The organism is Stenotrophomonas sp. 109824_Sma (genome assembly GCF_056480025.1).
Genome location: NZ_CM151078.1, coordinates 1,340,506 through 1,365,066 on the forward strand (window position 1 = coordinate 1,340,506; position 24,561 = coordinate 1,365,066).

24 protein-coding genes are annotated in these 24,561 nt (G+C 68.2%); 3 read left to right on the forward strand and 21 right to left on the reverse strand.

Annotated features, from left to right (window positions below; translation table 11 throughout):
* Nucleotides 1–71 precede the first annotated feature (71 nt).
* The 5 genes from ACZK1G_RS06225 to ACZK1G_RS06245 form a co-directional block, all read right to left on the reverse strand.
* Nucleotides 72–1,199, reverse strand: coding sequence for an ABC transporter permease (locus ACZK1G_RS06225; protein WP_049446390.1), 1,128 nt, complete (start codon nt 1,197–1,199; stop codon nt 72–74).
* Nucleotides 1,196–2,383, reverse strand: a complete 1,188-nt coding sequence (locus tag ACZK1G_RS06230) for an ABC transporter permease (protein ID WP_049446388.1) — start codon at nt 2,381–2,383, stop codon at nt 1,196–1,198. Before ACZK1G_RS06230 ends, ACZK1G_RS06225 begins: the two co-directional genes overlap by 4 nt.
* On the reverse strand, nt 2,368–3,381 hold the full coding sequence (locus ACZK1G_RS06235; RefSeq protein WP_049446385.1) for an HlyD family secretion protein: 1,014 nt from the start codon (nt 3,379–3,381) through the stop codon (nt 2,368–2,370). Before ACZK1G_RS06235 ends, ACZK1G_RS06230 begins: the two co-directional genes overlap by 16 nt.
* A complete protein-coding gene (locus ACZK1G_RS06240) occupies nt 3,374–4,780 on the reverse strand; it encodes a TolC family protein (protein WP_101765148.1) in 1,407 nt (468 codons plus the stop codon). Before ACZK1G_RS06240 ends, ACZK1G_RS06235 begins: the two co-directional genes overlap by 8 nt.
* A gap of 78 nt (nt 4,781–4,858) precedes the next feature.
* Nucleotides 4,859–5,752 (reverse strand): LysR family transcriptional regulator ArgP, encoded by an 894-nt coding sequence (locus tag ACZK1G_RS06245; RefSeq protein ID WP_101765149.1) that lies wholly within the window; start codon nt 5,750–5,752, stop codon nt 4,859–4,861.
* Between the two features lie 106 nt (nt 5,753–5,858).
* On the opposite strand from ACZK1G_RS06245, the gene ACZK1G_RS06250 reads away from it, so the two are divergent.
* Nucleotides 5,859–6,473 carry a LysE/ArgO family amino acid transporter gene (locus ACZK1G_RS06250; RefSeq protein WP_049446381.1) on the forward strand — a complete coding sequence of 205 codons (615 nt, stop codon included), beginning with the start codon at nt 5,859–5,861 and terminating at the stop codon, nt 6,471–6,473.
* Here the strand turns inward: ACZK1G_RS06250 and map are convergent.
* The 15 genes from map to ACZK1G_RS06325 all read right to left on the reverse strand — a co-directional run bounded on the left by map (nt 6,470) and on the right by ACZK1G_RS06325 (nt 19,137).
* The gene (gene map / locus ACZK1G_RS06255; protein WP_197622032.1) at nt 6,470–7,252 is read right to left on the reverse strand and encodes a type I methionyl aminopeptidase; all 783 of its coding nucleotides are present in this window, start codon (nt 7,250–7,252) and stop codon (nt 6,470–6,472) included. The two genes, ACZK1G_RS06250 and map, sit on opposite strands and share 4 nt — an antisense overlap.
* A gap of 10 nt (nt 7,253–7,262) precedes the next feature.
* Complete coding sequence (locus ACZK1G_RS06260; protein ID WP_005415768.1) at nt 7,263–7,475, reverse strand: ParD-like family protein; 213 nt, start codon at nt 7,473–7,475, stop codon at nt 7,263–7,265.
* Between the two features lie 68 nt (nt 7,476–7,543).
* Nucleotides 7,544–7,903, reverse strand: a complete 360-nt coding sequence (locus tag ACZK1G_RS06265) for a bleomycin resistance protein (RefSeq protein ID WP_071228487.1) — start codon at nt 7,901–7,903, stop codon at nt 7,544–7,546.
* A gap of 167 nt (nt 7,904–8,070) precedes the next feature.
* Nucleotides 8,071–8,955: an arginase family protein gene (locus ACZK1G_RS06270; RefSeq protein WP_101765151.1), complete on the reverse strand. Its 885-nt coding sequence runs from the start codon at nt 8,953–8,955 to the stop codon at nt 8,071–8,073.
* Between the two features lie 3 nt (nt 8,956–8,958).
* Nucleotides 8,959–10,023, reverse strand: a complete 1,065-nt coding sequence (locus ACZK1G_RS06275) for a GNAT family N-acetyltransferase (protein WP_049446372.1) — start codon at nt 10,021–10,023, stop codon at nt 8,959–8,961.
* 28 nt (nt 10,024–10,051) lie between these two features.
* Nucleotides 10,052–11,452 (reverse strand): aspartate aminotransferase family protein, encoded by a 1,401-nt coding sequence (locus ACZK1G_RS06280; protein WP_014036434.1) that lies wholly within the window; start codon nt 11,450–11,452, stop codon nt 10,052–10,054.
* A 64-nt stretch (nt 11,453–11,516) separates the two neighbouring features.
* Nucleotides 11,517–12,233, reverse strand: coding sequence for an MtnX-like HAD-IB family phosphatase (locus ACZK1G_RS06285; RefSeq protein ID WP_101765152.1), 717 nt, complete (start codon nt 12,231–12,233; stop codon nt 11,517–11,519).
* A 168-nt stretch (nt 12,234–12,401) separates the two neighbouring features.
* Nucleotides 12,402–13,610 carry a DegT/DnrJ/EryC1/StrS family aminotransferase gene (locus tag ACZK1G_RS06290; protein WP_101765153.1) on the reverse strand — a complete coding sequence of 403 codons (1,209 nt, stop codon included), beginning with the start codon at nt 13,608–13,610 and terminating at the stop codon, nt 12,402–12,404.
* A gap of 10 nt (nt 13,611–13,620) precedes the next feature.
* A complete protein-coding gene (locus tag ACZK1G_RS06295; protein ID WP_075674983.1) occupies nt 13,621–14,019 on the reverse strand; it encodes a DMT family transporter in 399 nt (132 codons plus the stop codon).
* Nucleotides 14,016–14,375 carry an EamA family transporter gene (locus ACZK1G_RS06300; protein WP_006425769.1) on the reverse strand — a complete coding sequence of 120 codons (360 nt, stop codon included), beginning with the start codon at nt 14,373–14,375 and terminating at the stop codon, nt 14,016–14,018. The genes ACZK1G_RS06295 and ACZK1G_RS06300 overlap by 4 nt, the downstream gene beginning before the upstream one ends.
* A 1-nt stretch (nt 14,376) precedes the next feature.
* On the reverse strand, nt 14,377–15,213 hold the full coding sequence (locus ACZK1G_RS06305) for an alpha/beta hydrolase (protein WP_049446362.1): 837 nt from the start codon (nt 15,211–15,213) through the stop codon (nt 14,377–14,379).
* Nucleotides 15,214–15,293: 80 nt separating this feature from the next.
* The gene (locus tag ACZK1G_RS06310; protein WP_101765155.1) at nt 15,294–16,673 is read right to left on the reverse strand and encodes a sensor histidine kinase; all 1,380 of its coding nucleotides are present in this window, start codon (nt 16,671–16,673) and stop codon (nt 15,294–15,296) included.
* Complete coding sequence (locus tag ACZK1G_RS06315; protein ID WP_008265770.1) at nt 16,670–17,353, reverse strand: response regulator; 684 nt, start codon at nt 17,351–17,353, stop codon at nt 16,670–16,672. Before ACZK1G_RS06315 ends, ACZK1G_RS06310 begins: the two co-directional genes overlap by 4 nt.
* A 133-nt stretch (nt 17,354–17,486) precedes the next feature.
* Nucleotides 17,487–18,614, reverse strand: a complete 1,128-nt coding sequence (locus tag ACZK1G_RS06320) for a metallophosphoesterase (protein WP_101765156.1) — start codon at nt 18,612–18,614, stop codon at nt 17,487–17,489.
* A gap of 73 nt (nt 18,615–18,687) precedes the next feature.
* Nucleotides 18,688–19,137 (reverse strand): winged helix-turn-helix transcriptional regulator, encoded by a 450-nt coding sequence (locus tag ACZK1G_RS06325; RefSeq protein WP_014036442.1) that lies wholly within the window; start codon nt 19,135–19,137, stop codon nt 18,688–18,690.
* A gap of 77 nt (nt 19,138–19,214) precedes the next feature.
* Between ACZK1G_RS06325 and ACZK1G_RS06330 the strand changes: the two genes are divergently transcribed.
* Entirely contained in the window at nt 19,215–20,432 is a 1,218-nt protein-coding gene (locus ACZK1G_RS06330; RefSeq protein ID WP_049446353.1) for an MFS transporter, read from the forward strand.
* Between the two features lie 13 nt (nt 20,433–20,445).
* Here ACZK1G_RS06330 and ACZK1G_RS06335 read toward each other — a convergent pair whose 3' ends face one another.
* Complete coding sequence (locus tag ACZK1G_RS06335) at nt 20,446–21,861, reverse strand: GGDEF domain-containing protein (RefSeq protein ID WP_101766385.1); 1,416 nt, start codon at nt 21,859–21,861, stop codon at nt 20,446–20,448.
* 286 nt (nt 21,862–22,147) lie between these two features.
* On the opposite strand from ACZK1G_RS06335, the gene ACZK1G_RS06340 reads away from it, so the two are divergent.
* Entirely contained in the window at nt 22,148–24,397 is a 2,250-nt protein-coding gene (locus tag ACZK1G_RS06340) for a TonB-dependent siderophore receptor (protein WP_101766386.1), read from the forward strand.
* Nucleotides 24,398–24,561: the final 164 nt, after the last annotated feature.

A 24,561-nucleotide genomic window follows, 5' to 3' on the forward strand; every position in this document is an offset into this window, starting at 1 on the left:
CGCGCCGGCGTTCTTCGTTGCAGGAAAAGGGGACGGAGGGGATTAAGTCGCAATCCCCCCCAACCGGCCGCTTACGACTTAATCCCCTCCGTCCCCTTTTTTGCGAGGAGGCGCCAGGTGGCGAGGCTGCCGTAGAGCAGCAGCAGGGCGGTGAGGGTGATCAGTTCGTGGCTGACTTCGGCCAGGCTGGTGTCCATCTGGTTCAGGCGCACCATCAGGTTGATGCCCGAGGTGGTCGGCAACAGCTGCGCCAGCCAGACCAGCGGTTGTGGCGTCATCACCGCCGGCCACGACAGGTTGGCCAGGAAGAACAGCGGGATCGAGGTGGCGATGATGTACTGGAAGGCGCGTTCGCGGGTGCGGAAGAAGCTGCCGACGAACAGGCCGAAGGCCACGGTGGCGGCGATGAACAAGGTGCCGCCCAGCAGCTGGCCCAGCGGGTTGCCGCCGCGCGGATAGTCCTGCACCCAGGCGGTGAAACCGGCGTAGTAGAACAGGCCAAACAGGCCGATCAGGCCGAAGCCCATCGCCATGCCGGCCAGGGTCGGCAGGTCGAAGCGCAGGCGCCGGCCGAGCGCGAGGCGGCGGCCGCCGAGCAGGACGCCGATGCCCATCAGCAGCGTCTGGTGCACGATCAGCTCGGCCACGCCGGGCACGATGGCGCTGCCATAGCCTTCCTGCGTGTTGTACAGCGGGCGCTGCACCAGGGTGACCGGTGGTGCCTGCGGTGCGCCCATGAAGGCGGCCTGGCCGACTACCGCCTCACGCCCGAACGCGCCCAGTGCATCGGCCACGCTGCCCAGCACCCAGCTGGCACGCCCCAGGTAGGCGCCGTTGCCGAGCAGCACCAGCTTGGCCGGGTGGCCGCGCAGGATGTCGCGTTCCAGGTTGGCCGGGATCAGCACGATGCCTTCGGCGTGGCCGGCTTCCAGCTGCTGGCGGGCACTGTCGATGTCTGCCGGTTGCCCGACCACGCGTGCCACCCGGAGTGCATCGAACTTGCGCAGCAGCTCACGGCTGGTCGCGCTGTGGTCTTCATCCACCACCAGCACCGGCAGGTTGCCGGCTACCTGGTGGCGGTATGCGGCCGGGTAGAAGAACGAGTACAGGATCACCGCGCCGACCATCACCACGATCGCATAGCGGTCGCACAGCACCGCCATCAGGGTCTGCCGCAGGCTGCGCCAGAGTGCGCTCATGCGTCGGCCCCTGCCGGTTGCGCGGCGGCAGGCGTACGCGCAAAGGCGATCAGGCGCAGGCCACCGATGCCACCGGCCACCACTGCCATCAGCAGCAGCGTGGCCAACGGCCATACCGAAACCTGCAGCGGCGAACCGATGAACTGCTGCTGGGTCTGCAGCTTGATGTAGGCGCTGAGCGGCAGCAGCTGATGCCAGATGCGGGTGAACAGGGGGCCATCCAGCACCGGGAAGGTGGCGCTGGAGAACGCCAGTGCGGTGCCGATGCTGAGGCCGACCGCGGACAGCGCGGTGCCCATGTCGCGGGTGACGCCGACGAAGAACAGCGCGTAGGCGGCCGTGGCCAGGTAGAACAGCGGCTGTGCGAGCAGCAGCAGGAGCACGCTGCCCGCCACGCCATCGCCGCGCAGCCAGGCCAGGTAGCCGATGCCGAGTGCGCCATACACCGAGAACAGCAGGATGTACGGCGCGACCTTGCCGGCAATCGCCAGCCAAGGCGTGCGGCCCAGCCAGGCGGGCAGGGTACCGTCGCGGATCTCGCGGCCGAGGCTGCCGGCCACCGCAAGTGCCAGCACCAGCGACAGCACCGCGGGGAAGATCAGTGGCAGCAGGAACAGCTCGTAGCTGCGCGCCGGGTTGTACAGGATGTCCGATTGCACCGCGATCGGTGCCGCACGCAATTTGCCCGGACCGACCTGCAGTCCGATGCGCTCGCGCAGCAGGCGTGCGTTCCAGGCCGAGACCGCGTCGCCGATATCGCGCGCCGCGGACTGCCCGGTGGTCATGTAGGTGGCGTTGTAATAGGCGAACACCGTGCCCTGGCGTCCACGCAACGCCTGCCGGGTGACATCGCGCGGCACCAGCACGATGGCGAACACGTCCAGGCTGCGCAGTTGCGACCATGCGTCTTCCAGGTCCACCGGCTGGCTGGCGATGCGCACGCCGGGGCTGGCATCGAGCATGCGCAGCAGCAGGCGGCTGTCACTGCTGTGGTCGAGGTCGACCACAGCGATCGGGATGTCGCGCATCACCGAAGGGGTGAACATCCACGCCATCACCACCAGCATCAGCAGCGGCAGCAGGGTGACCAGCAGCAGGTCGGCGCGGTTGCCGCGCAGCGACCACAGCTCGCGCCGCCAGCTGGCGGCGAAGCCGCCGCGGCCGGGGCTCAGTGCTGGGGCCATGCGAACAGCACGCTCATGCCGGGGCGGAAGCCCTCGATGCGGCGTACCGGGCGCACCCGCACCTCGAAGCTGCGGACGTCGTAGCCGGACGACTGGCGGGTGGTCCGCCAGGTTGCATAGTCACCGGCCGGATTGATGAAGTAGACCTCGAATTCGCCATCCAGGCCGAGTGCCGGCACGCTGCCCTGCAGCTTGCTGCCGACCTTCAGGCCCTGCATCTGCGATTCGCGCAGGTTCATCGCCACCCACATGCGGTCGATGTCGACCAGGGTGAACACCGGGTAGCCGGCCGGCACCAGTTCACCCGGGTCGGCCATGCGCTTGTTGATCTCGCCGGCGACCGGCGCGCGCCCTTCCACTTCGACACGCGCGGCGTTGACTTCGGCTACCGCGCCCTGTGCCTGCTGCACCTGGCCCTGCGCGGCACGCTTGTCCTGCTCGCGTGCGCCGGCCAGGGCCATGTCGTACTGCGCGCGGGCGGCACGCGCCAGTTCACGCGAACTGGTGGCCTGGGCATGTGCTTCATCGCGCTTCTGCCGGGTCATCACCCCTTCGTTGAACAGGTTCTGCACGCGCTGGTAGGTGGCTTCAGCCAGCGTCGCACCGGCTTCGGCCCGCTTCCAGTTCGCTTCGGCAGCGCGGATGTCCTCGCTGCGCGCGCCTTCGTCGGCCTTGTCGGCCACCGCCTGTGCGGCGGCCAATGCGCCGTGCGCCTGCTGTTCCTTGGCGGCCACTTCGGGGCTGTCGAGCAGGAACAGCACCTGCCCGGGCTGCACGCGGTCACCCTCGCGCACCTTCAGCTCGGCCACGCGCGCGGTGATCTTGGCGGCCACGTTGATCGTGTCCGCATCGGCCATGCCCTGGATCTGGTCGCCCGGGCTGCGCCAGGCCAGCCACAGGCCGAGCACCACCACGACCAGCAGCACCACTATCAGGATCGGTCCCAACCGGCGCTTGCCCGGGGGCGTCGTCGCATCGTCGTGCAGCACATCACTCATGGTCGATCACCTCGTCCGCACGCCGCCGGAACTCTTCGAAACGGTCCATCTGTCCACTGACCTCCAGCAACTGTGCCAGCGCAATATCGTATTGGTAGGCGGCCTGTGCGCGCTCGACACGGGCGCCGCCGAGGCCGAGCCGCGCGTCGATCACATCCAGCGAAGTCGCCTGGCCTTCGCGGAACGCCAGCTCCTGCAGGCGCAGGTTTTCCTGAGCCTGGGCGATGCTGCTGTCGAGCAGAACGTACTGCTGGCGCGCGGTTTCCAGTTCGTTCCAGGCCTTGCGCACGCCCAGCGCGACCTGGTTCTCGGCCTCGCGCAGGCCCGCTTCGGCCTGGTCCTGCTGCGCACGCGCGGCGCTGATCTGCGCCGGCCGCGAGTTCGGCGACAGGAAGGTGTACTTCAGGCCGATGCCGAACGCCCAGTCCGGATCGGTCAGCATCTCGTCGCGGCGGCGGAAGTCGTACTGGCCGAAGGCGAAGATCTGCGGCTTCAGCTTGGCCTGCTGCACGCGCACGCCCTGTTCGGCCTGCGCCACCATCGCCCGCAGGCGTGCGATCTGCGGCTGGCGGGCCTGTGCGGTGCGCTCGAAGCTGGTCACCGGTTCCAGCGGCACGCGCTGCACGAACAGCGGCGACACCGGCTGCACCTCGCCACCACTGCGCAGCAGCGTGGCCAGCGCGGCCTTCAGCGTGGCCAGGTCGTTCACCGTCTTCTGGTATTCGCGCTCGGCCTTGTCGCGGGCCACGGTGGCCTGCAGGCGCTGCGCGCGGGTGGCGAAGCCCTCGCGTTCCAGCTTCTCTGCGTCGGACAGGTGGCGGTTGAGGCCATCACGCACGTCGCGGCGCACGTCCACCGCCTGCTCGGCCAGGCGCTGGCCGAAATAGGCCTGGGCCAGCTGCACGGTCAGCGATTGACGCTGTGCTTCGCGCTCGGCACTGGCCTGTTCGTGTGCGGCGCTGGCCGCACGTTGCGCGGCCGGAATCACACCGCCGGTGTACAGCGGCAGCACGGCGGTCACCACCGGGCGGGTACGCCAGTCGCGTTCGGTGAACGACAGCGGCGAGTCGATGCCATAGGCCTCGGCCACCGGTGCCAGCGAACCCAGTGGCAGGGTGAGGGTCTTCTGGAACTGCAGGCGGCGCACTTCGCCGGTGATTTCCGGCAGGCGCAGCAGACGCGTCGCTTCCTGCAGGTCCTGCTTGTTGCGCACGGCGGCGTCGGCGGCGGCCAGCGCATCGGAGACCTGTTCCAGGCGCTGCCGTGCCTGTTCCCAGTCCAAAGCCGGTGCATCGGTGAGGGTCTGCGCCGGCGCAGCCAGTGGCAGGCAGGTTGCCAGCGTCAACGCCAGCGCGGCCTTCGCGCGGTGCATCCTTGTACGTCGGCCGATCACGCCCATGCCGTCCCAATGGTGAAGAAGTGCGCAAACGGTAGTGCGCGCGGCGTGAAGCCCGGGTCTGCGATCATCGGTTTGTCCTCAACGAAGGGTGCCGCTGGCCGCAGTGCGCAGCGCCTGGGTGATGTGCTGCAGCGTGCTTGAGCGCACGGCGGCATGCTGCCAGTACAGCGGCACATCGAGCCAGCGGCGGGGTTCCAGTACCACCACGCGGCCGGCGCGCACGGCGGGCGCGACCAGGGTTTCCGGGGCCATGCCCCAGCCGAGTCCGCACGCGGCGGCTTCGACGAAACCGGTGGAGGAGGGCAGGTAGTGTAGCGGCGGCTGCAGCCGCGCGCGGGTCAGGCGCCGCACGAAGCGCCATTGAAGTTCATCTTTGCGGTTGAACACCAGCATCGGTGCGCGCGCCAGGGCTGCGGCCTGCATGCCGTCGCTGAAGTACTGGCGGGCGAAGCCGGGCGAGGCGATGGCGTGGTAGCGCATCGCGCCGAGCGGGTGCACGTTGCAGCCCTTCACCGGTTGGCTTTCGGCAGTGACCGCGCCGAGTACGCTGCCATCGCGCAGCAGCTGCAGGGTGTGGTCCTGGTCGTCCATGCGCAGGTCGAACAGGTAACCGTGGCGCTGGTGCAGGTCGGCGATGGCCGGCACGAACCAGGTATCGAGCGAGTCGTCGTTGACCGCCAGCGGGATCGGCGTGCGCGCAGCGTCGCTGCCACGCTCGGGCAGCAGCTCGGCCAGCGCCTCGGCTTCCAGTGCCTGCATCGGTCGTACCCGGCGCAGCAGTGCTTCGCCCGCGGTGGTCGGCCGGCACGGTGCCTGGCGCACGACCAGGACCTGGCCGAGCCTGTCCTCCAGGGCCTTGATCCGCTGCGACAGGGCCGACGGGCTGATCGACAGGCGGCGTGCCGCGGCCTCGAAGCTGCCTTCTTCCAGCACCGCAGCAAAGGCGGCCAGTTGCGGATGTACCAGATCCATGCCGGTGTCTCTTCAGTTTTCCTGCACAGGATAAAGAAAAATCAGTTTGTCTAAACAGTGGCGGCGGCCGCACCCTGCGCGTCCCCTCGCTGCCTGGCCTGTCCTGATGTGGATCGCCGCTACCGCCGCCGGCCTGTTCGCAGGTGCCGGCCTGATCATCGCCATCGGTGCGCAGAACGCGTTCGTGCTGCGCCAGGGCCTGCAGCAGCGCCATGTGGGCAGGGTGGTGCTGGCCTGTGCCGGCGCGGACATCATGCTGATCCTCGCCGGCGTCGGCGGCATGGGCGCGCTGGTGCTGCAGTGGCCGCTGCTGCTGCAGGTGCTGCGCTTCGGTGGCGCGGCCTTCCTGCTCTGGTATGGCCTGCAGGCGGGGCTGCGCGCATGGCGCGGTGGCAGTGCGCTGGCCGCCGCCGAGGCGCAGGGCGGCAGCGGACGGCAGGTGCTGCTGACCTGCCTGGCCTTCACCCTGCTCAACCCGCACGTCTATCTGGATACCGTGGTGTTGCTGGGCAGCCTGTCCACGCGCTACCCCGGTGACCTGCGCTGGGCGTTCGCCGCCGGTGCCTGCGCCGCCAGCGTGGCCTGGTTCTGCACGCTGGGCTATGGCGCGCGCCTGTTGCAGCCGGTGTTCCGCAGGCCGGGCGCCTGGCGGGTGCTGGATGCGGGCGTCGCGATCTTCATGTTCTGCCTGGCCACGCTGCTGCTGTTGCGTCCGCTCTAGGCCGCTTCCACCGCGCACAATGGCGTTTCGCCGGGGCGCAGGGTCAATACGCGCACGCCGCTGCGGGTAACCGCCACGGTGTGCTCGAACTGGGCAGACAGCTTGCCATCGCGGGTGTACACCGGCCATTCGTCCGGCTGCTGGCGGATGGCCGGCTTGCCCTGGTTGAGCATCGGCTCGATGGTGAACACCATGCCTTCTTCCAGCACCATGCCGGTGTTGGGATGGCCGTAGTGGAGGATCTGCGGATCCTCGTGCATCTCCTGGCCGATGCCATGGCCGCAGTATTCCTTCACCACGCTGTAGCCGTGGCTGCGTGCATGACGGGCGATGGCGTGGCCGATGTCGCCCAGGCGCGCGCCGGGGCGCACCGCGGCGATGCCTTTCCACATCGCCTGGTAGGTGGTCTGCACCAGCCTGCGCGCGGCGTAGTCGACCTCGCCCACCAGGTAGGTGGTGCTGGAGTCGGCGATGTAGCCGTTCTTCTCCAGGGTGATGTCGAGGTTGACGATCTGTCCGTTGCGCAGCACGTCGGTGGTGCTGGGCACGCCGTGGCAGATCACGTTGTCGATCGAGGTGTTGAGCACATACGGGAAGCCGTACTGGCCCTTGCTGGCCGGCCGCGCCTGCAGTTCATCGACGATCATGCGTTCGACGAAATCGTTGATCTCCATCGTGCTGCGGCCCTGCAGCGGCAGCCGGTCGAGCGCGGCGAACACCTGCGCCAGCAGGCGGCCCGATTCGGCCATCAGCGCGATCTCGTCGGGGCGCTTGATGATCGCCATCTGCTCAGACCTGCCCCGGTGCCAGCAGCGGCGGCTGCACGCCGGCCGCCCGCAGTTCGCTGGCGACGATGTCCTGGAAGCTCAGCGTGGGGTTCATCTCGCACAGCATGCCGACCCGGATCCAGAAGTTGGCCTGGGCATTGATCGAGCGGCTGGAGACGGTGCAGGCACGACGCAGCTGGTCGTGCAGGGTGTCATCGATGTTGACGATGCCCATGGGCGGTCCTGGAGGAGTGGATATACGAAGCGTATATGTTTCGTATATCCAGCTCAAGGCCGCCCGGTTCAGCTGGCGTCGGTGGCGAAGCGCAGGCGGTTGCCGTCGGGGTCACGCAGCAGCATCTCGCGGCTGCCCCATTCGGTGTCATGCGGCGGCTGTTCGATGGGGACGCCTGCGGCACTGAAGGCGCGGTGCAGGGCGTCGACGTCCTCGACGATGAAGTACACCGCGCCGCCGACTTCGCAGTCGCCGCTGTGTTCGGTGAGGAAGATCGTCTGGCCGTCGCGGGTGAGCTGGGCGAACAGCGGGAAGCCGGGTTCGAAGCGGTGTTCCCAGTCGACCACGAAGCCCAGCCCCTGCACGTAGAACGGCAGGGTGGTATCGGCATGGCGCATGCGCAGTTGCGGAATGACGGTCTGGGGCATGGCGAGGGCTCCTGGGGCAGGCGTCCAGTGTAGTGCCGGCCGCTGGCCGGCATCCTCGTGAGCCCGGGAACAATGAGGTTGCCGGCCAGCGGCCGGCACTACCGACGCTGCCTGGGGCTGGTCGTTGCCAACCAAGGCTGGCCAGCAGCCGGCACGACCGGACGCGGTCAGCAGGCCGTCGGCACCGAGGCCATCGCCGCCAGCAGTTCGCGGTTCACCTGCTGGTGCCGTGCCTGCCACACCGGCAGATCGTCGGCGCTGATGTCGGGCTGTCCATCCAGCGAGGACAGCCAGCGCTTGAAGCGGCTCCGATAGTTGGCCAGCGACACTTCGCCGGTGATGTCACTGCCGACCAGGCCGCCGGCACGCAGCGCTTCGATCACCACCAGCGCATGTTCCAGCTGGAAGCGGCCCTGGTCCCAGTTGCTGCGGGCGACGTCCTCGGCGAACACATCCTTGTCGATCGACAGGTAGGTCGGCTGTGGCGACTTCGCCTGCTCTGCAGCGAACGCGGCCACCAGCGCTTCGGGATGCTCGAAACGGCGGAAGGCGTGGCGCATGCCGAGGCGATGCCCCCAGCCCACGTCCACGTCCATGCACCAGTAGGTCAGGCGACCGCCGATCAGCGGGCGCCAGTGGTTCTCCCAGGCGTGGCCGAGGCCGATGTCACTGGAGGTGATGCCCAGCACATGGATGTGCGAGATCTGCGGCAGCTTGCTGGCCGCGTTCACCCAGGAACCGCAGTGCATGCCGAACGGGAAACGCATGTTGTCCGGATGGTTGTCCAGCACCACCAGCTGGAACGGCTCCTGCGCGCGCATGCGACGCAGCAGAGGCAGGCTGAGATGATGGAAATCACCGCTGCCGAGCATCACCGTGCCGAGCTGGGCCGGCAGCGGTGCCAGCACTTCAGCGGCGAAACGGTCGAGGGTGGCATTGCTGCAGGCGAAGCGCAGTGGATCGTGCCACTGCGGCAAGGCCAGGGTCTGCGCCTGGGGCAGCGGCAGCACGCCACCATCCAGGTCCAGGATCAACGGGGAACGCAACGGCATCGTTCAACCGCCTCCATCAGGTTCGCCCTGCAGGTACGGGGCCAGCCTGCGCAGGGCGGCGCGCAGCAGCGGGGAGCGTGCGTGGATCGCGTGCCGGGTGGAGGTGAAGCGGGCGCCGAGCTCGGCCTTGATCCGCGAGTCGGTCCAGCCGGCCACGTAGTGGCTCAGGCCGTGCTGCAGCGCGTATTCGAGGTTGTGCATCCAGCTGACCGCGTACAGGTTGTGCTCGCGCGACTGCGGATAGGCCAGGCCGATGTACTTGTCCACCAGCTTGCCGGCATGCACGTAGCACAGGTTCCAGCCGATCAGCTGGCCCTGGTGGCGGTACAGGAACATCCGTCCCTGGCCCAGGCTGTCGGCCAGCAGGTACTGGAAATAGGGCAGGTCGAGCTGGTCGAAATGCACCGCGCTCTGCGCGTACACGCCCAGGTACAGCGCATACAGTTCGGCCTGCAGCCGCGGGTCGGCCAGGGCCGGATCACCGGTGGCGATGCACTCGATCTGCAGCTCGTCACGCGAGCGCAGCTTGCGCCGGATGTTCTTGCGGCGCGAGGACGACAGGCGTCCGAGATAGCCATCGATCGAATCGAAATCGATGGCCACCCAGGCCAGCGGCATGCCTTCCAGTTCGACGAAGCCGCGTGCCAGCAGCGCCTGCAGGAAGGCACCGCTGTGTGCGTTGGCGGCGTCGTCCAGCAGCGGCGAATCGATCGCCAGGTCCTTGACTACCAGCAGCCGCGTATCGCCGATCGCGTGACGCGTCACGTCCTCGGCCAATGCCTCTGGTGCGACGTGCGCGGGCAGCGGGGTGTACTCGGTGCTGGTGGCACCGACGAAGCGGGTCTTCCAGGTGATCCATGGCCGCCACAGGCGCGACAGCGGCAGGCCAAGCAGCTTGCCGCGCAGGTCGTCATCCATCGTGGTGGTCAGGTCCAGCGGCGCACGGAAGGTCGGCAGGCCGCTGGGAAGGCGGCCCGCCTCGAATCCGAGCGGCGGGTGGGCCAGGAAGCCCTCCAGCAGCGCGGCCGGTTCCAGCGCGGTGCTGGATGCGCGTGACGTCATCTCCATCGGCACGGGAACCGGCAGCGCATCGACCTCAGCCCTTGGCCTTGGTCAGCGCCTGGTCGAGCAGGGTGATCGCCAGGTCGATCTCTTCGTAGCTGATGTCCAGCGACGGCGCGAAGGTGATCACGTTCTTGTACCAGCCACCCACGTCGAGCACGAGGCCCATGCGCTTGCCGTCGTGCAGCAGGTCACCGGCCAGGCCGATGTCGACCATGCGGTCCAGCAGTTCCTTGTTCGGGGTGTAGCCGTCGGTCTGGCAGATTTCCGCACGCAGGGCCAGGCCCAGACCGTCGACGTCGCCGATTTCCGGGTGGCGCTTCTGCAGGCCACGCAGGCCGTCGAGGAAGTACGCGCCCTTTTCCGGCACGGTGCGCTCGTAATCCATTTCCTTGCCCAGCTTCAGCACTTCCAGGCCCAGGCGGGTGCCCAGCGGGTTGGAGTTGAAGGTGGAGTGGGTGGAACCCGGCGGGAACACGGTCGGGTTGATCAGCTCTTCGCGCGCCCACAGGCCCGACAGCGGGTTCAGGCCGTTGGTCAGCGCCTTGCCGAACACCAGCACGTCCGGGGTCACGCCGAAGTGCTCGATCGACCACAGCTTGCCGGTGCGCCAGAAGCCCATCTGGATTTCATCGACCACCATCAGGATGCCGTACTTGTCCAGCACGCGCTTGAGGCCGGTGAAGAAGTTGCGCGGCGGGATGACGTAGCCGCCGGTGCCCTGGATCGGCTCGACGTAGAACGCGGCGTACTCGGCCTGGCCGACCTTGGGATCCCACACGCCGTTGTACTCGCTTTCGAACAGGCGCTCGAACTGCCAAACGCAGTGGTCGGAGTACTCGTCCGGGGTCATGCCCTTCGGGCGACGGAAGGGGTACGGGAACGGGATGAACATCGCGCGCTCGCCGAAGTGGCCGTAGCGGCGGCGGTAGCGGTAGCTGGAGGTGATCGACGACGCACCCAGGGTGCGGCCGTGGTAGCCGCCTTCGAAGGCGAACATCAGGCTCTTGCCGCCGCGCGCGTTGCGCACGATCTTCAGCGAGTCTTCGATGGCCTGCGCGCCACCGACGTTGAAGTGCACGCGGCCGTCGAGGCCGAACTTCTCGTGCATGTCCACGGCAATGGTCTTGGCCAGCTGCACGCGGGTCGGGTGCAGGTACTGGCTGGCGACCTGCGGCAGGGTGTCGATCTGGTCCTTCAGCGCGTCGTTCAGGCGCTTGTTGCTGTAGCCGAAGTTGCAGGCCGAGTACCACATCTGCAGGTCGAGGTAGGGCACGCCCGCACCGTCGAACATGTAGCTGCCTTCGCCGCGCTGGAAGATCTTCGGCGGGTCGACGTAGTGGACGGTGTCGCCGAAGGAGCTGTAGCGGGCTTCGTCGGCCAGCAGCTGCGCGTCGGAGGCAGCCGAATCGGCGTTCTTGTCAAAAATGTTCATGCAGTTCGGTTCCGTGAAGGACGTTCGAAAGGGGTAACGGGGGAGCGTGCCTGGAAGGGAGTGCTCAGGCGGTGGCCAGCAGCAGTGGCAGTGCGGCGGGCTGCGGGCTGGCGTCGAGGCGACGTGGCTGCAGCAGGCTGCCATCGAGCAAGCGCGGCAACAGTGCGATTGCATCGTGGAAGGTATCGATGGCGGCATGCTCGATGCCGGCATGGGTGCAATGGGTGATCAGGCGGCGCTTGGCGAACACGAAGTCGGCATCCTCGGACACGCAGAAGTCCGAACTGCCGTCGCCGATCATCAGCACGCGCGGCGCTTCGTTGGCACGCGCCTGCGCGGCGCAGGTGCACTTGCAGGTACCGCTGCGGCACCCCTCGGCCTGGTAGGGCGACTCCAGTTCCCAGTGGTCTTCGCACCAGCGCAGGTGGTTGGCCACCACCGGCAGCGGCGGCAGGCCATGGTTGGCGAGGATGCGGTGGATCGCATAGTCCAGGCCGTCGCTGACGATGCGCAGCGGCAGGCCCAGCTGCTCGGCGCGGGTGACGAAGGCGGCGAAGCCCGGATCGATCTTTACCTGGTCCAGGTGTGCGTCGAGCGTGGCCGGGTCCAGCTTCAGCAGCCGCACCTGGCCCTGCATGCATTCACGCGAGCCGATCTTTCCCGACTTCCACTGGTCTTCCAGTTCCTGCCAGCCCGGCTGGCCGTACTTCTCCAGCAGCGAGTCGATGACATCTTCGAGGCTGATGGTGCCGTCGAAGTCACACAGGATGCTCCAGTGCATGGGCAGGTCCGTCGATGAGAAAGGCGTCCGGCACGGTGCCGGGGCAGGCTCAATGTAGGCAGGCAGCCTTTCTCGTTCCTTTCCTGTTGAAAGGCTGCACTGCGGGGTGGGGAAAGTGTTCAGGAATCGAACATCCTGAATGGGCGCAATGCCCGGAAAATAGCCGTTTCAGGGCTGCGCGGCGGCCAGCGCCTGCAGGATCTGCGCGGTCTCTTCACGGGTCTGCCAGGCGCTGTTGCCGAGGGTCAGCATGCGTGCGGCGAAGTCGCGCGCGTTCGGCATGTCGTCCTGCGGCACGATGCCACGCAGGTAGGCGTAGTCGGGCAGGGCATGGATGAACATGCGGCTGGCACCGAGGCCACGCGGCCACAGGTCGTCCAGTGCGGCATCGCGCGCGCGCTGGCTGGGCAGCAGCAGCATCAGCATCGGCCAGGTGCCGCCGGTACCGGCCAGGCCATCGACCACCTCCACCGCCGGCAGCTGTGCCAGCTGCACGCGCAGCTGCAATGCGCGCAGGCGCCCGGCCTGCAGGAACGCCGGCAGCCGCCGTGCAGCATGGGCACCGATGTTCTGCCGCCAGTGGCTGACCCGGTGCTGCGGGATGTCCAGCGGAAAAACATCGCCGACCGCTTCTTCCAGATCACCGCGTTGCAGTGCGCTGCGCAGTGGATTGCCGTACACCAGCGACAGCAGCGAGGGGCGGTAGCAGGCGGCAAGGCCCAGCAGCTGCACGCTGCGAAGCAGCTCCCAGCGCAGGCTGAAACGGACCTGCTCGGCCGCATGTTCGGCCAGCGCGGCACGCAGTTCGTCATCGCGGCTGACCAGCAGGCCGCCTTCGTGCAGGCTCAGCCCCTTGCCGGCGGCCAGGCTGAAGAATCCGATATCGCCACGCAGGCCGACGCTGCTGTTGCCGACCCGCGCGCCCAGCGCCTGAGCGGCATCTTCGATGACCCAGGTACCGGCGCCATGCGCGATGTCGGCGGCCAGTTCAACATCGGCGATGCGTCCGCCGAGGTGCGTGGGCAGGATCGCCAACGTGCGTGCGTCGGCCAGGCGCGAGAGCTGTGCCGGATCAAAGTCGAAGTGGCCGCGGCGGGTATCACACAGCTGCACGCGCAGGCCGAGGCTGTGCACCGCGATCGGCACCAGCGGGCAGGTGTAGGCCGGCAGGATCACGGTATCACGCTTGGGCGCACGCTTGCGCAGGGTGCGCAGCGCGATAAGCAGCGCGTGGGTGCCGGAACAGGTCAGCTGCAGCGGCGGTGTGCCGAGCTGTTTGGCCAGGATGTCACGCAGCTCGCCGCCACCGGGAAGGAAGTCGCTGGCCTGCATCGGCAGGCCGGCGGTCGGAGGCAGTTCGCGCGCGAACAGGCTCATCGCAGCCCGCTCACGAGGTGCTTTCGGCGGGGCTGTGCGGGTCATCCGCTTCGGCGCGGCCGAGGCAGACGATGCCGGCCACGATCAGCACCGCGCCCACCAGGTGGTGCAGGGTCAGCGGTTCGTTCAACAGCCACGCCGACAGCAGCAGCACACTGATCACTTCCAGGTGCGAGGCCGCGAAGGCAGGGCCGATCGGAGCGTGGCGCAGCAGGCTCATCCAGGTGAAGAACGCGCCGACGTAGCCGAGGATGGCACCGTATACCCACGGCTGCGACAGCACGCGCAGCAGCCAGGCGGTGTTGGCCTCGACCGGCAACGCGGCGTCACCGGCGTACTTGAAGCACAGCTGGGCCAGCGTGTCGAAGGCCATCAGCAGCGGAAAACCGATCACATACAGGCGCCTCATGAGCCCGCCCCCACCACCGCCACGCCCGCCGTGACCAGCAGCATGCCGGTCACCCGCAGCGGCGTGAGCTTTTCGCGGAACAGGAAGCGGCCGGCGATCATCAGCGCAACGATGTTGATCGAGCCCAGCAGCACGCCCTTGGACAACGGTACCAACGACAGGAACGCGATCCAGGCCACGAACTCAAGCACGTAGCAGGCGATGCCGATCCACAGCCAGGGGCGGCTGAGCATGTGTTTCCAGCGTTGCAGTCCTTCGCCGTCCTGCGGGTCGCTGGCGGCGGCCTTGAAGGCGAGCTGGCCACCGGTATCGAGCACGACATTGGCCAGCCACAGCAGCGTGGCGAGTGCCCCCATCTCAGGCCACCGCCTTGAGGACGCCGCTGCGTTCACCGATTTCGGTGAAGAAGCGCGCGCTGCGGCGGATCACGTCGCGGCGTTCGCGGTCGATGGTGATCATGTGGTAGCTGTCTTCCAGCACCACCAGTTCCTTCGGGCCACTGACCCGCGACATCACCAGTTCGGCATTGCCCATGCTGGCCACGTCGTCTTCGCGGGCGTGCATCACCAGGCACGGCGCGGTGACCTGATGCAGGTGGCGACGGGTCCAGTTGCTCAGGGCACGCATCTCGGCCAGCGCGTGCCAGGGGTTGCCCGGCAGGCCGGCAGCGGCGCTGTCGCCGGACAGCATGGCGGCGCTGACCTGCGCGCGCAGGCGCTCGTCACGCAGGCCGTAGGGCGGTTCTTCCATGAACATGCGGTCGCGGCCGATGTTGAAGCGCTTGAACCACGGCAGCAGGAACGACAGGCGGGCCACGGCGGGAATGTTCCAGCCGTCGTAGCGGAAGGTGGCGCCATACACGCCGACGCCGGACACCCACTCGGGGCGGCGTGCAGCCAGCGCCAGCGACAGTACCGCGCCCATCGACAGACCACCGACGAACAACTGGTCGACCTTGCCACGCAGGCTCGCCGCCGCATCTTCCACGCCCTGGTACCACTGTTCCCAGGTGGTCGCCAGCAGGTCATCCACGGTGCCGCAATGGCCGGGCAGCTGCACGCCGTGCACGGTGAAACCGGCGTTGTTCAGGCCCTTGCCCAGCATGCGCATTTCCGCCGGGGTGCCGGTCAGGCCGTGGACCAGCAGCACGCCCTGCGGGCCACCGGGGAGGAAGAAGTCGTGCGATTCGGTCACCTGGCGGCTCCGGGACGGCAGTGGGGATGGTCAGGATCGCAAGCGCGATTTTCGCCAGCCTTTCAGCGCCCCGGTCCGGGTCAGGGGGCCTTCAGCAGCGGAAGCGTGATGGCGACCTTCAGGCCCCCACCGGCACGGTTGAGGAAGGTCAGTCGGCCGCCGAAGTGCTCCACCGCTTCGTGGGCGATGGCCAGCCCCAGGCCGGTGCCGCTGGCGGTGGTGCCGGGCGCGCGGAAGAAACGCTCGCCCAGCCGCGGCATCACGTCCTCGGGTACGCCGGGTCCGTTGTCCTCCACGTACAGTTCGACGTCATTGTCGTCCAGCGCATGCACGCCGACCGTGACGGTCGCATCGCGGCCGGCGTAGCGCAGCGCGTTGTCGATCAAGTTGTCCAGTGCTTCCTGCAGTTGGGCACCGTTGCCGAGCACGCGCAGTGGATGGGGGCTGCCGCGGTAGCCCAGATCGATGCCATCGCGGATCGCCTCGGGCACGCGCATGCCGACCCATTGCGGCACCAGTTCGCACAGGTCCAGCGCTTCAACGGTATCGGGCACGGTCTGCGCACGGCTCAGCGCCAGCAGCTGGGTGCTGACCCGCGCGGTGCGCTGGTTGAGCCGGCGGATGTGCTGCAGCGCCTCGCGTACCGTGTCCGGGTCGCCATGCGCCAGCGCCTGGTCCACGTGCAGGGCCATGCCGGCCAACGGCGAGCGCAGCTGGTGCGCGGCATCGGCGATGAAGCGGTTCTGCAGCGTGATCATTTCCGCCTGGCGCGCAAACAGATCGTCGATGGTGCTGATCAGTGGCTGGATCTCTTCCGGCACGTCGGCATCGGAGATCGGCGCCAGTTCGCCGCGGCGCTGCGCCAGGCGGGTCCTCAGCGGCGTGAGGATGCGCAGGCCGTAGGTCACGCCAAACCAGACCAGCGCAGCGGTGCCCAGCGCCAGCATGGTCATCAGCGGGATGATGATCATCAGGATCTCGCGCGCACGCTGGCGGCGGTCGGCCATGCTTTCGGCCACGGTCACCGCCAGCTGGTCCTGCGGGTCGTTCATCGCCTGCGTGCAGACGGTGGCCATGCGCACCTGCTGGCCATTGAGGTTGCCGTCGTACAGCGCCGGATGCACGCCGGTGCAGTCCTGCGAAGGGGCATACGGGCTGAAGTCCGCGTTGCCGCTGAGGGTGCCCTTGCGGCTGCTGTCGACGTTGAAATAGCGATGGCCGTCGGGGTCGTACTCGATCAGGAAGCGCGCCTGCGGAGACAGGTCGCTGGTCACCGGCATGGTGCTCAGCATCTGCGCGAACGAGTGCGTGTCGTCGATCAGGTTGCGGTCGTGGATGCGGTTGGAATAGTCCAGCGCAACGTAGTAGGCCAGGATCGTATTGAAGGTGAGTAGGCCCAGCATCGGCAACGCCAGGAAGGCGAGCAGGCGCCGGCGCAGGCTGGGTGGTCCACTGATCACGGGGCGCTGTCGTCCTGCGCGTCTTCCAGCATGTAGCCCAGCCCGCGCACGGTGCGGATGCCCATGCCGCCGGGTTGCAGCTTGCGGCGCAGGCGGTGCAGGGCGATGTCCAGGCCGTTGTCGGTCAGGTCCTGGCCCCAGTCACACAGCGCCTCCACCAGCTGCGCGCGCGACACGATGCGCTCGGCGCGTACTGCCAGCGCCGACAGCAGGCCGAACTCGCGCGCGGTCAGTTCCAGCGACTGGTCGTCGATCCACACGCGATGCCCGGCCAGGTCCAGGCGCAGGCGTCCGATGCGCAGGTCCGGGTTGCCATTGCTGGTCACGCGGCGCAGCTGTGCGCGCACGCGCGCTTCGAATTCGTCCAGCGCGAACGGTTTGACCAGGTAGTCGTCGGCACCGAGGTCGAGCACGCGCACGCGTTCGGCCAGGCCGTCGCGGGCGGTCACCACCAGCACCGCCAGGCCATCGCCGCGCTGGCGCAGGCGCTGCAGCACGTCGCGGCCATCCAGCTGCGGCAGGCCCAGGTCCAGCACCAGCAGTGCGTACTGGGTCGAACCCAGCGCGGCGTCGGCGTGCGCGCCGTTGTCGACGTGGTCGACCACGTGCCCCTGTCGGCGCAGCGAGGCGCACAGGCCGGAGGCGATGTCCGGGTCGTCTTCAGCAATCAGAACGCGCATGCGCGGGGGGCTCCTGTATCGGTCGGGCCCAGCGGATGGACGGGGTGGGCCTCTCGGTTGCCGAGGGTAGCCGCAAACCGGGTGAAGGTGGAGCGCGACGACACCGCCGGGGGCCGTCGCGCTGTCCCGCCATTCAGTCCTGCAGGCCGGGCTCGCCTTGTGCCAGCGGCACCCGTGAGCCGTCCAGCAGGCCGCGGCTGAGCCTGCCATCCTCGATGAACAGCAGTTCGCCGTTCTCGCCGTTCTTGATGCTGCTGTCGATGGCGATCACGCGGTCGCCATGGAAGCTGCTGACGTGCGGCATCGAGGTGTGGCCGACCACGATGCGCTTGAGCTGCAGGCGATCGAGCACGGTCTGTACCCCCGCCGTGTCGAGGCGGCCATCGAAATAGCCGCGGTACCAGATCGGGCTGGTCTTGCCGTCATACAGCGGTGCGGTGGCCGGGTCGGCCTTCACTTCGGCCTTGGGCAGGCCCAGTGACGCCTGATAGGCCGCGTTGGTGCGCGTCGGGTCCAGCGCCAGCTGCACCGCCTCGGGCGAGATGCCGCCGTGCAGGAACAGGGTGTCGCCGATCTTCAGCAGTACCGGGCGGGTGCGCAGCCACTGCCCGATCACCGAATCGGCGCCGTACAGCTGCGGATAGCTGCGGCCGAGCAGCTGGGCGCTGCGCAGGTATTTCGGGTTGACGTAGCGCAGGTCGTCGTACAGCACCATGGTTTCGTGGTTGCCGAGCACGAAGTGCACTGTGCCGCCGGCGGCGGCCGCCTGCTGCTGCAGGCCATACAGCAGCCAGAACGCCTCGGTCACCTGCGGGCCGCGATCGAACACATCGCCGGCGATGACCAGGGTGTCCTTGCCCAGTGCCCAGCGGTCCTGCGCGTCGATGACCTGGTGGGCGCGCAGCAGGCGCACCAGCAGCCCGTACTGGCCATGGATGTCGGACAGCGCGACGATGCGCGGCGCGGCCGGCAGTACGGAGATCGAAGGTGCATTCGGCGCGGCCACATGCACGGTGTGCCCGTAGCCGCAGCGTGGGGCGATGTCGGTGCCTGCGGCCTGCGTGGCAAGCGTGCGCGACTCGACCTTGTCGTCGCAGATCCACTTGGCCTGCAGCTGCGTGCCCTCGCGGAATACATAGGGGCCATCGGCCTGCACGTGGTCGGCGGGCGCGGCAACCTCGCGGGCCTGCGTGGCTCCGGCGACCCAGGCCAGCAGCGGCAGCAGCAGGACGGTCATCAGGGAAGGGCGATAGCGCGGCATTGGCGGCGTCCTGCGGCGGAAACATCCGATGCTAACCGGCGCGGCCGGATCGTGGTGTGCGCGAATGGGTGGATCAGGCGCCGCGCCCGTCGTCCTTGAGCTTGCGCACGCGGGTCGCGGCGGCCTGCAGGGGCTGACCGTCGCGCCCGTGCGGTTGCATGTAGGGCAGCGGTCGCCGCGTGCTGGATTCGATCAGCTGCGAATGAGCTTCACCAGCGCCGAAGCGATGGCGTTCTCCCCACTGGCGCAGCGCGACCAGCAGCGGGAACAGTTCCTGGCCGGCGTGGGTGAGTACGTATTCCTGGTAGGCCGAGCCATCGGAGGCCGGTTGCAGCTGCAGGATGCCGGCCTCGACCAGCCTGCGCAGGCGATCACTGAGGATGTTGCGCGCCGCGCCGAGGCTGCGCTGGAAGTCGCCAAAGCGGGTGATGCCATCGAAGGCATCGCGGATGACCAGCAACGCCCAGCGGTCGCCGAGCAGGTCGGCGCTGCGGGCGACGGGGCAGGGACTGTTGGCGTGCATGCTGGGGCCTCCGGATGTGGTTGCAGTTTAAAACCAATGGCGATAGCCTGCACCAAGTTTCAAATTGCAACCACATCATGAGCGTTCCATTGATTTCCCGCCCATTGCTGATCCTGCTCGCGGTCGCGGCCGGCGCCAGCGTTGCCAACGTCTACTACGCGCAACCGCTGCTGGATCGGCTGGCGCAGGGCTTCGCACTGGACCGTGCCGTGGCGGGCGCAGTGCTGGCGGCAACCCAGGCCGGCAGTGTGCTGGCCTTGCTTGGCCTGCTGCCGTTGGCCGATCGCGGTGACCGGCGACGTCTGCTGCGGCTGCAGTTGATGGCGCTGGTGCTGGGCCTGCTGTGGCTGACGGCTGCCCGGACTGCGGCATGGCTGTTGTCGGGCATGCTGCTGGCCGGCCTGCTGGGCACCGCGCTGACCCAGGGGCTGATCGCCTATACCGCCACGCTGGCGCCGCCGGAGCAGCGCGGCCGCGTGGTGGGCGTGGTGCAGGGCGGCGTGTTCATCGGCCTGTTGCTGGCGCGCGTGGTATCGGGCGCGATCGCGGCCACCATCGGCTGGCGTGCGGTCTATCTGCTGTCGGCAGCGATGATGGCGGCCTTGGCCGTGCTGTTGTGGCGGCGCCTGCCGGCGGTGCCGGTACCGGCGGTACCGCCGCGCTGGTCCGCACTGCTGGGTTCGATGCTGGGCATGCTGCGCCGGGACCGCAGTCTGCGCGAGCGTGGGCCGCTGGCGTTGCTGCTGTTTGCTGGCCTCAACGTGTTCTGGGCGGCGGCGCCGCTGCCGTTGTCGGCGCCTCCGTTGCAGTGGTCCACCGCGGCCATCGGTGCGCTCGGCCTGGCCGGCGTAGTGGGCGCATTGATGGCGGCGCGGGTCGGGCACTGGATGGACCGCGGTTTCGCCGATCGGGTCAGTCTTGGCGCACTGCTGCTGATGCTGGCCGCGTGGTGGCCGCTGCTGGGCCTGCCGCAGTCGCTGTCGTTGCTGCTGCTGGGCGTGATCGTGCTCGACCTCGGTGGGCAGGCACTGCACGTATCGAACCAGGCGCTGCTGCTGCGCGCGCCGGCAGAACAGCATGGGCGCCTGGTGGCGCTGTACATGCTGTTCTATGCGGTGGGCAGTGGCGCCGGTGCGGCGGCCGGACCCTGGATGCAGGCCCGGCACGGCTGGCCTGCCGTGTGCCTGCTGGGTGCAGGCATCGCGTTGCTGGCGCTGCTGTGGTGGGCCGCGTGGCGGGTGGTGGCGGTGAAAGCAGCGGCTGGTGCCCGTATCGGTAGTGCCGGCTGTCGGTAGAGGCGGCGCGCCATCAGCGTTGCAGTGCACGCCGCCCCGGGGCTTCCTGCAGGTCCGCACTGGCCACCACCACGCGGTTGCGGCCACTGCGCTTGGCCTCGTACATCGCCGCGTCGGCACGTGCCATCAGCCGCTCGTAGTCCGGGTGGCCGTCATGGCCGGCCACGCCGATGCTGGCAGTGAGTGACAGCACCTGGCCATTGGCCAGTGCCACCGGCGAGTGTGCGATCTGCCGGCGCAGGCTCTCGGCGATCACCGAGGCCTGCGACTCGCTGGCCGCGACCAGCACCACCACGAACTCCTCGCCGCCATAGCGGAACAGGTAGTCGCTGCCGCGCGTGAGCTGGCCGAGCAGGCCGGCGACGTGCTGCAACGCGCGGTCGCCGGCATCGTGGCCGTGGCCGTCGTTGATCGCCTTGAAATGATCCAGGTCGAGCAGCAGCAGCGAGAACGGCGTGCGGTTGCGCGTGGCCAGTTCGATCTCCCGGCGCAGCACGGTAGGCAGGAAGCGGCGGTTGAGCAGGTTGGTCAGGGCATCGCTGCCGGCATCCAGTTCACCGATGCGCTCGAACAGCAGCGTCATCAGCGTGCGGATGGCGGCCAGGTCCTCGCGGATGGCCGGCAGCACGGCCAGTCGCTGTGCCGGGGCATCATGGCTTGCCTGTTGCAGGCTGCTGTCGATGCGGGCCATCAGCTGGCCGACCTGCTGGGTCTCGCTGCTCTCGCCGAAGCTGGGGATGCCCTTGTGGGTGAACCACAGGCCGAACTCCGATGTCGCCAGGCTGGCGCTGTCGCTGGCCTGCACATGACCGGCCAACGCGTAGAGCAGGGCGTTCTCCCAGTCCAGCAGCAGTGCCCGCTGGCGCTCGCGTTCGGTGCCGACGTTCTGCACCAGCGAGAACAGCCGGTACGCAGCATCGGCACGGGTCGAGCGCTCGCGGGCATGGGTGTATGCCAGGGTCATGCCTTCCATGGCGATGTCCATGATCGCGCTGAGGCAGTCGATGGCGGCGAACGCAATGGCGCTGTTGGGCGCATCATCGCGCAGGCGCACGAACAGCTCGTGCTTGAGCACGCGTGCGCCGCGGGTGACCAGGTCGACCGGAATGCCGACCCGGGCATGCACATCGCCGATCACCCGCTGCGAGGCGACGGTGGCGGCAATGCCGTCGGCATCGGTGGTCAGCAGCTGCACCAGCCAGCGCTGCATGGCCGGCTGCAGGCGCTGCTTGACCTGATCGTGGGACAGGAAGCGGCGTGCACGTCCGTCCTGCAGCAGTACTTCGTAGAAGCGTTGGGCCAGCGCGGGCGGGGCGTCGATGGCAGCGGCGCGCAGCAGCGCGGTGGCGGCGGGGCCGGCCTGTTGCAGGCAGTGCTGCCAGGCTTCGGCCAGCGGCTGGCTGGCATCGTCCAATTGGGGTGGTTCCACGTCGATCTCTGACTGCGTACGGCAAACCACGGGTATCGGCCGCGGCGGCATACGGTTGATGGCGGGTTAGCCGGCCAGTTTACGCGCGGTGCAGGGTTGCACGGTGCGCAAAGCACATCGGCGTCGCTGCGGCAATGAGTGAACGCATTTGAGAATCACTCGCATTAATGGGAGAATGCGCACACGGATCGGGCCGCAGGTGACTGCGGGACTGCTCCGCCTCCCCCTCGTCGTTGCCTCAAGCCCTTTGCCAGAGGCCCCGTTGCCCTGCCAGAAGGTCCAGATCATGTCCCGAGCCGTTGTCCTTTCGCCGCGCCCGCTGGCGCTCGCCGTTGCCGCCCTGCTGGCGGGCAGCGCCCTGACCGCCCAGGCCGAAACCGACGCCACCGATATCGACACGGTGCATGTCACCGCCTCGCAGATCGCCCGCCAGGCGTTGGGCACTTCGACCATCACCGCCGAGGACATCGCCAAGCGCCCACCGGCCAACGACATCGCCGAACTGCTGCGCACCATGCCGGGCGTCAACCTCACCGGCAACAGCGCCTCGGGCCAGTACGGCAACAACCGCCAGATCGACCTGCGCGGCATGGGCCCGGAGAACACGCTGATCCTGGTCGATGGCAAGCGCATCGGTGCGCGTGACGCCGTACGCATGGGCCGCAGCGGTGAGCGCAATACGCGCGGCGATACCAACTGGGTGCCGGCGGAAATGATCGAGCGCATCGAAGTGCTGCGCGGCCCTGCGGCGGCGCGCTATGGCTCCGGTGCGTCCGGCGGCGTGGTCAACATCATCACCAAGCGCCCGACCGGCAACCTGACCGGTGCGGTCGACCTGTATGGGTTGGTGCCCGAGCACAGCGCCGAAGGCGGCAGCGAGCGCGTCGGCCTGCAGCTGAGCGGGCCGATGACCGACACCCTGTCGTTCCGCCTGTACGGCAATCTCAACAAGACCGACGCGGACTCGCTGGACCTCAACCGCCAGTACGCGACCAACCCGAACGCGGTGCCGCCGGCTGGCCGCGAGGGCGTCAAGAACCGCGACGTCAACGCGTTGCTGCGCTGGGACATCACCGCCGATCAGGTGGTGGAGTTCGAAGCCGGTACCAGCCGCCAGGGCAACATCTACGCTGGCGACCGCGCCGTCAGCACCACCGGTACCTCGACCGGTGTCGACCTGGCGGCACTGGCCGAGGGCGAGGCGGAAACCAACCGCATGTACCGCAATACCGGCGCGATCACCCATCGCGGCCGTTGGGGCGACGTGACCTCGCGGGTGACCGCCGCAGTGGAAGCGGTGAACAACTCGCGCATCAACGAAGGCCTGGCCGGTGGCCCGGAAGGCAGCTTCAACGGCACCGACTGGTCGACCTCGCGCCTGCGCAACTACCAGCTGGATGGCGAAGTGAGCTTCCCGACCACGCTGGGTGGCGCCGAGAACATCTGGACGCTGGGCTTTGAATACCTGGACAGCCGCCTGACCGACCCGTATTCGATGAGCCAGTCCAGCAGCAGCGGCGGCGGCTTCCCGGGGCTGTCGGCCGACCGTGCGCGCGGCAAGGCCGATGCGCAGACCACCGCCGTATTCGTGGAAGACAACATCTACCTGGGTGAGCGCTGGATCGTTACCCCGGGGCTGCGCTTCGACCACCACAGCCAGTTCGGCAACAACACCAGCCCCAGCCTCAATGCGCAGTTCCGCATCAACAGCGACTGGGTGGTGAAGGGCGGCATCGCGCGCGCGTTCAAGGCGCCGAACCTGTACCAGTCGAACCCGGACTACCTGTACTACACCCGTGGCAATGGTTGCCCGAATGCACTGCCGAGCCTGGGTGCTGGTTGCTACATGCGCGGCAACGCAGACCTGAAGGCGGAAACCAGCCTGAACAAGGAACTGGGCATCGAGTGGGCACCGCAGAGCGGCTGGCAGGCCTCGTTGACCTACTTCCACAACGACTACAAGGACAAGATCCAGGCTGGCTACACCCAGATCGGGCTGACCGCCGACACCAAGGGCCGCATCTTCCGCTGGGAGAACGCGCCGAAGGCGATCGTGCAGGGGCTTGAAGGCAACCTGGTGATTCCGCTGCTGGGCGAGCAGGGCAACCGCCTGAAGTGGAGCAACAACTTCACGTACATGGTGGAGAACGAGAACAAGAGCACCGGCCAGCCGCTGTCGGTGATCCCGAAGTACACGATCAACACGATGCTGGACTGGCAGGCCACCGACAAGCTGTCGGTGCTGCTGACCGGCACCTTCTACGGCAAGCAGAAGCCGGCCACCACCAACATCAACAATGATCCGCGCTGCACCGGCAGCTGCGATGCGTCGATCGCACTGCAGGACCGCGGCGCCTACAACATCTGGGGCGTGAGCGCGCGCTACAAGGTGACCGAGACGGTCAGCTTCGGCTTCGGCGTGAACAACCTGGCCGACAAGCGCCTGTTCCGCGAGGCCAACAGCAGCGATGCCGGCGCGGCGACCTACAACGAGCCGGGCCGCGCGTACTGGGCCAGCCTGCGCTTCGGGTTCTGAGCGCACGCGGACGTCGGTCCGCTGCCTTCGCCAGGCATGGCCTGGCGCTACCGGCCACGCTCCGGTAGCGCCGGGCCATGCCCGGTGAGGGACCGCGTGGCCTGCAATGTTATAAACACCGTAATAGTCTCCCCCGCCAGCACGGCGTAGCCTGCACCGCATCG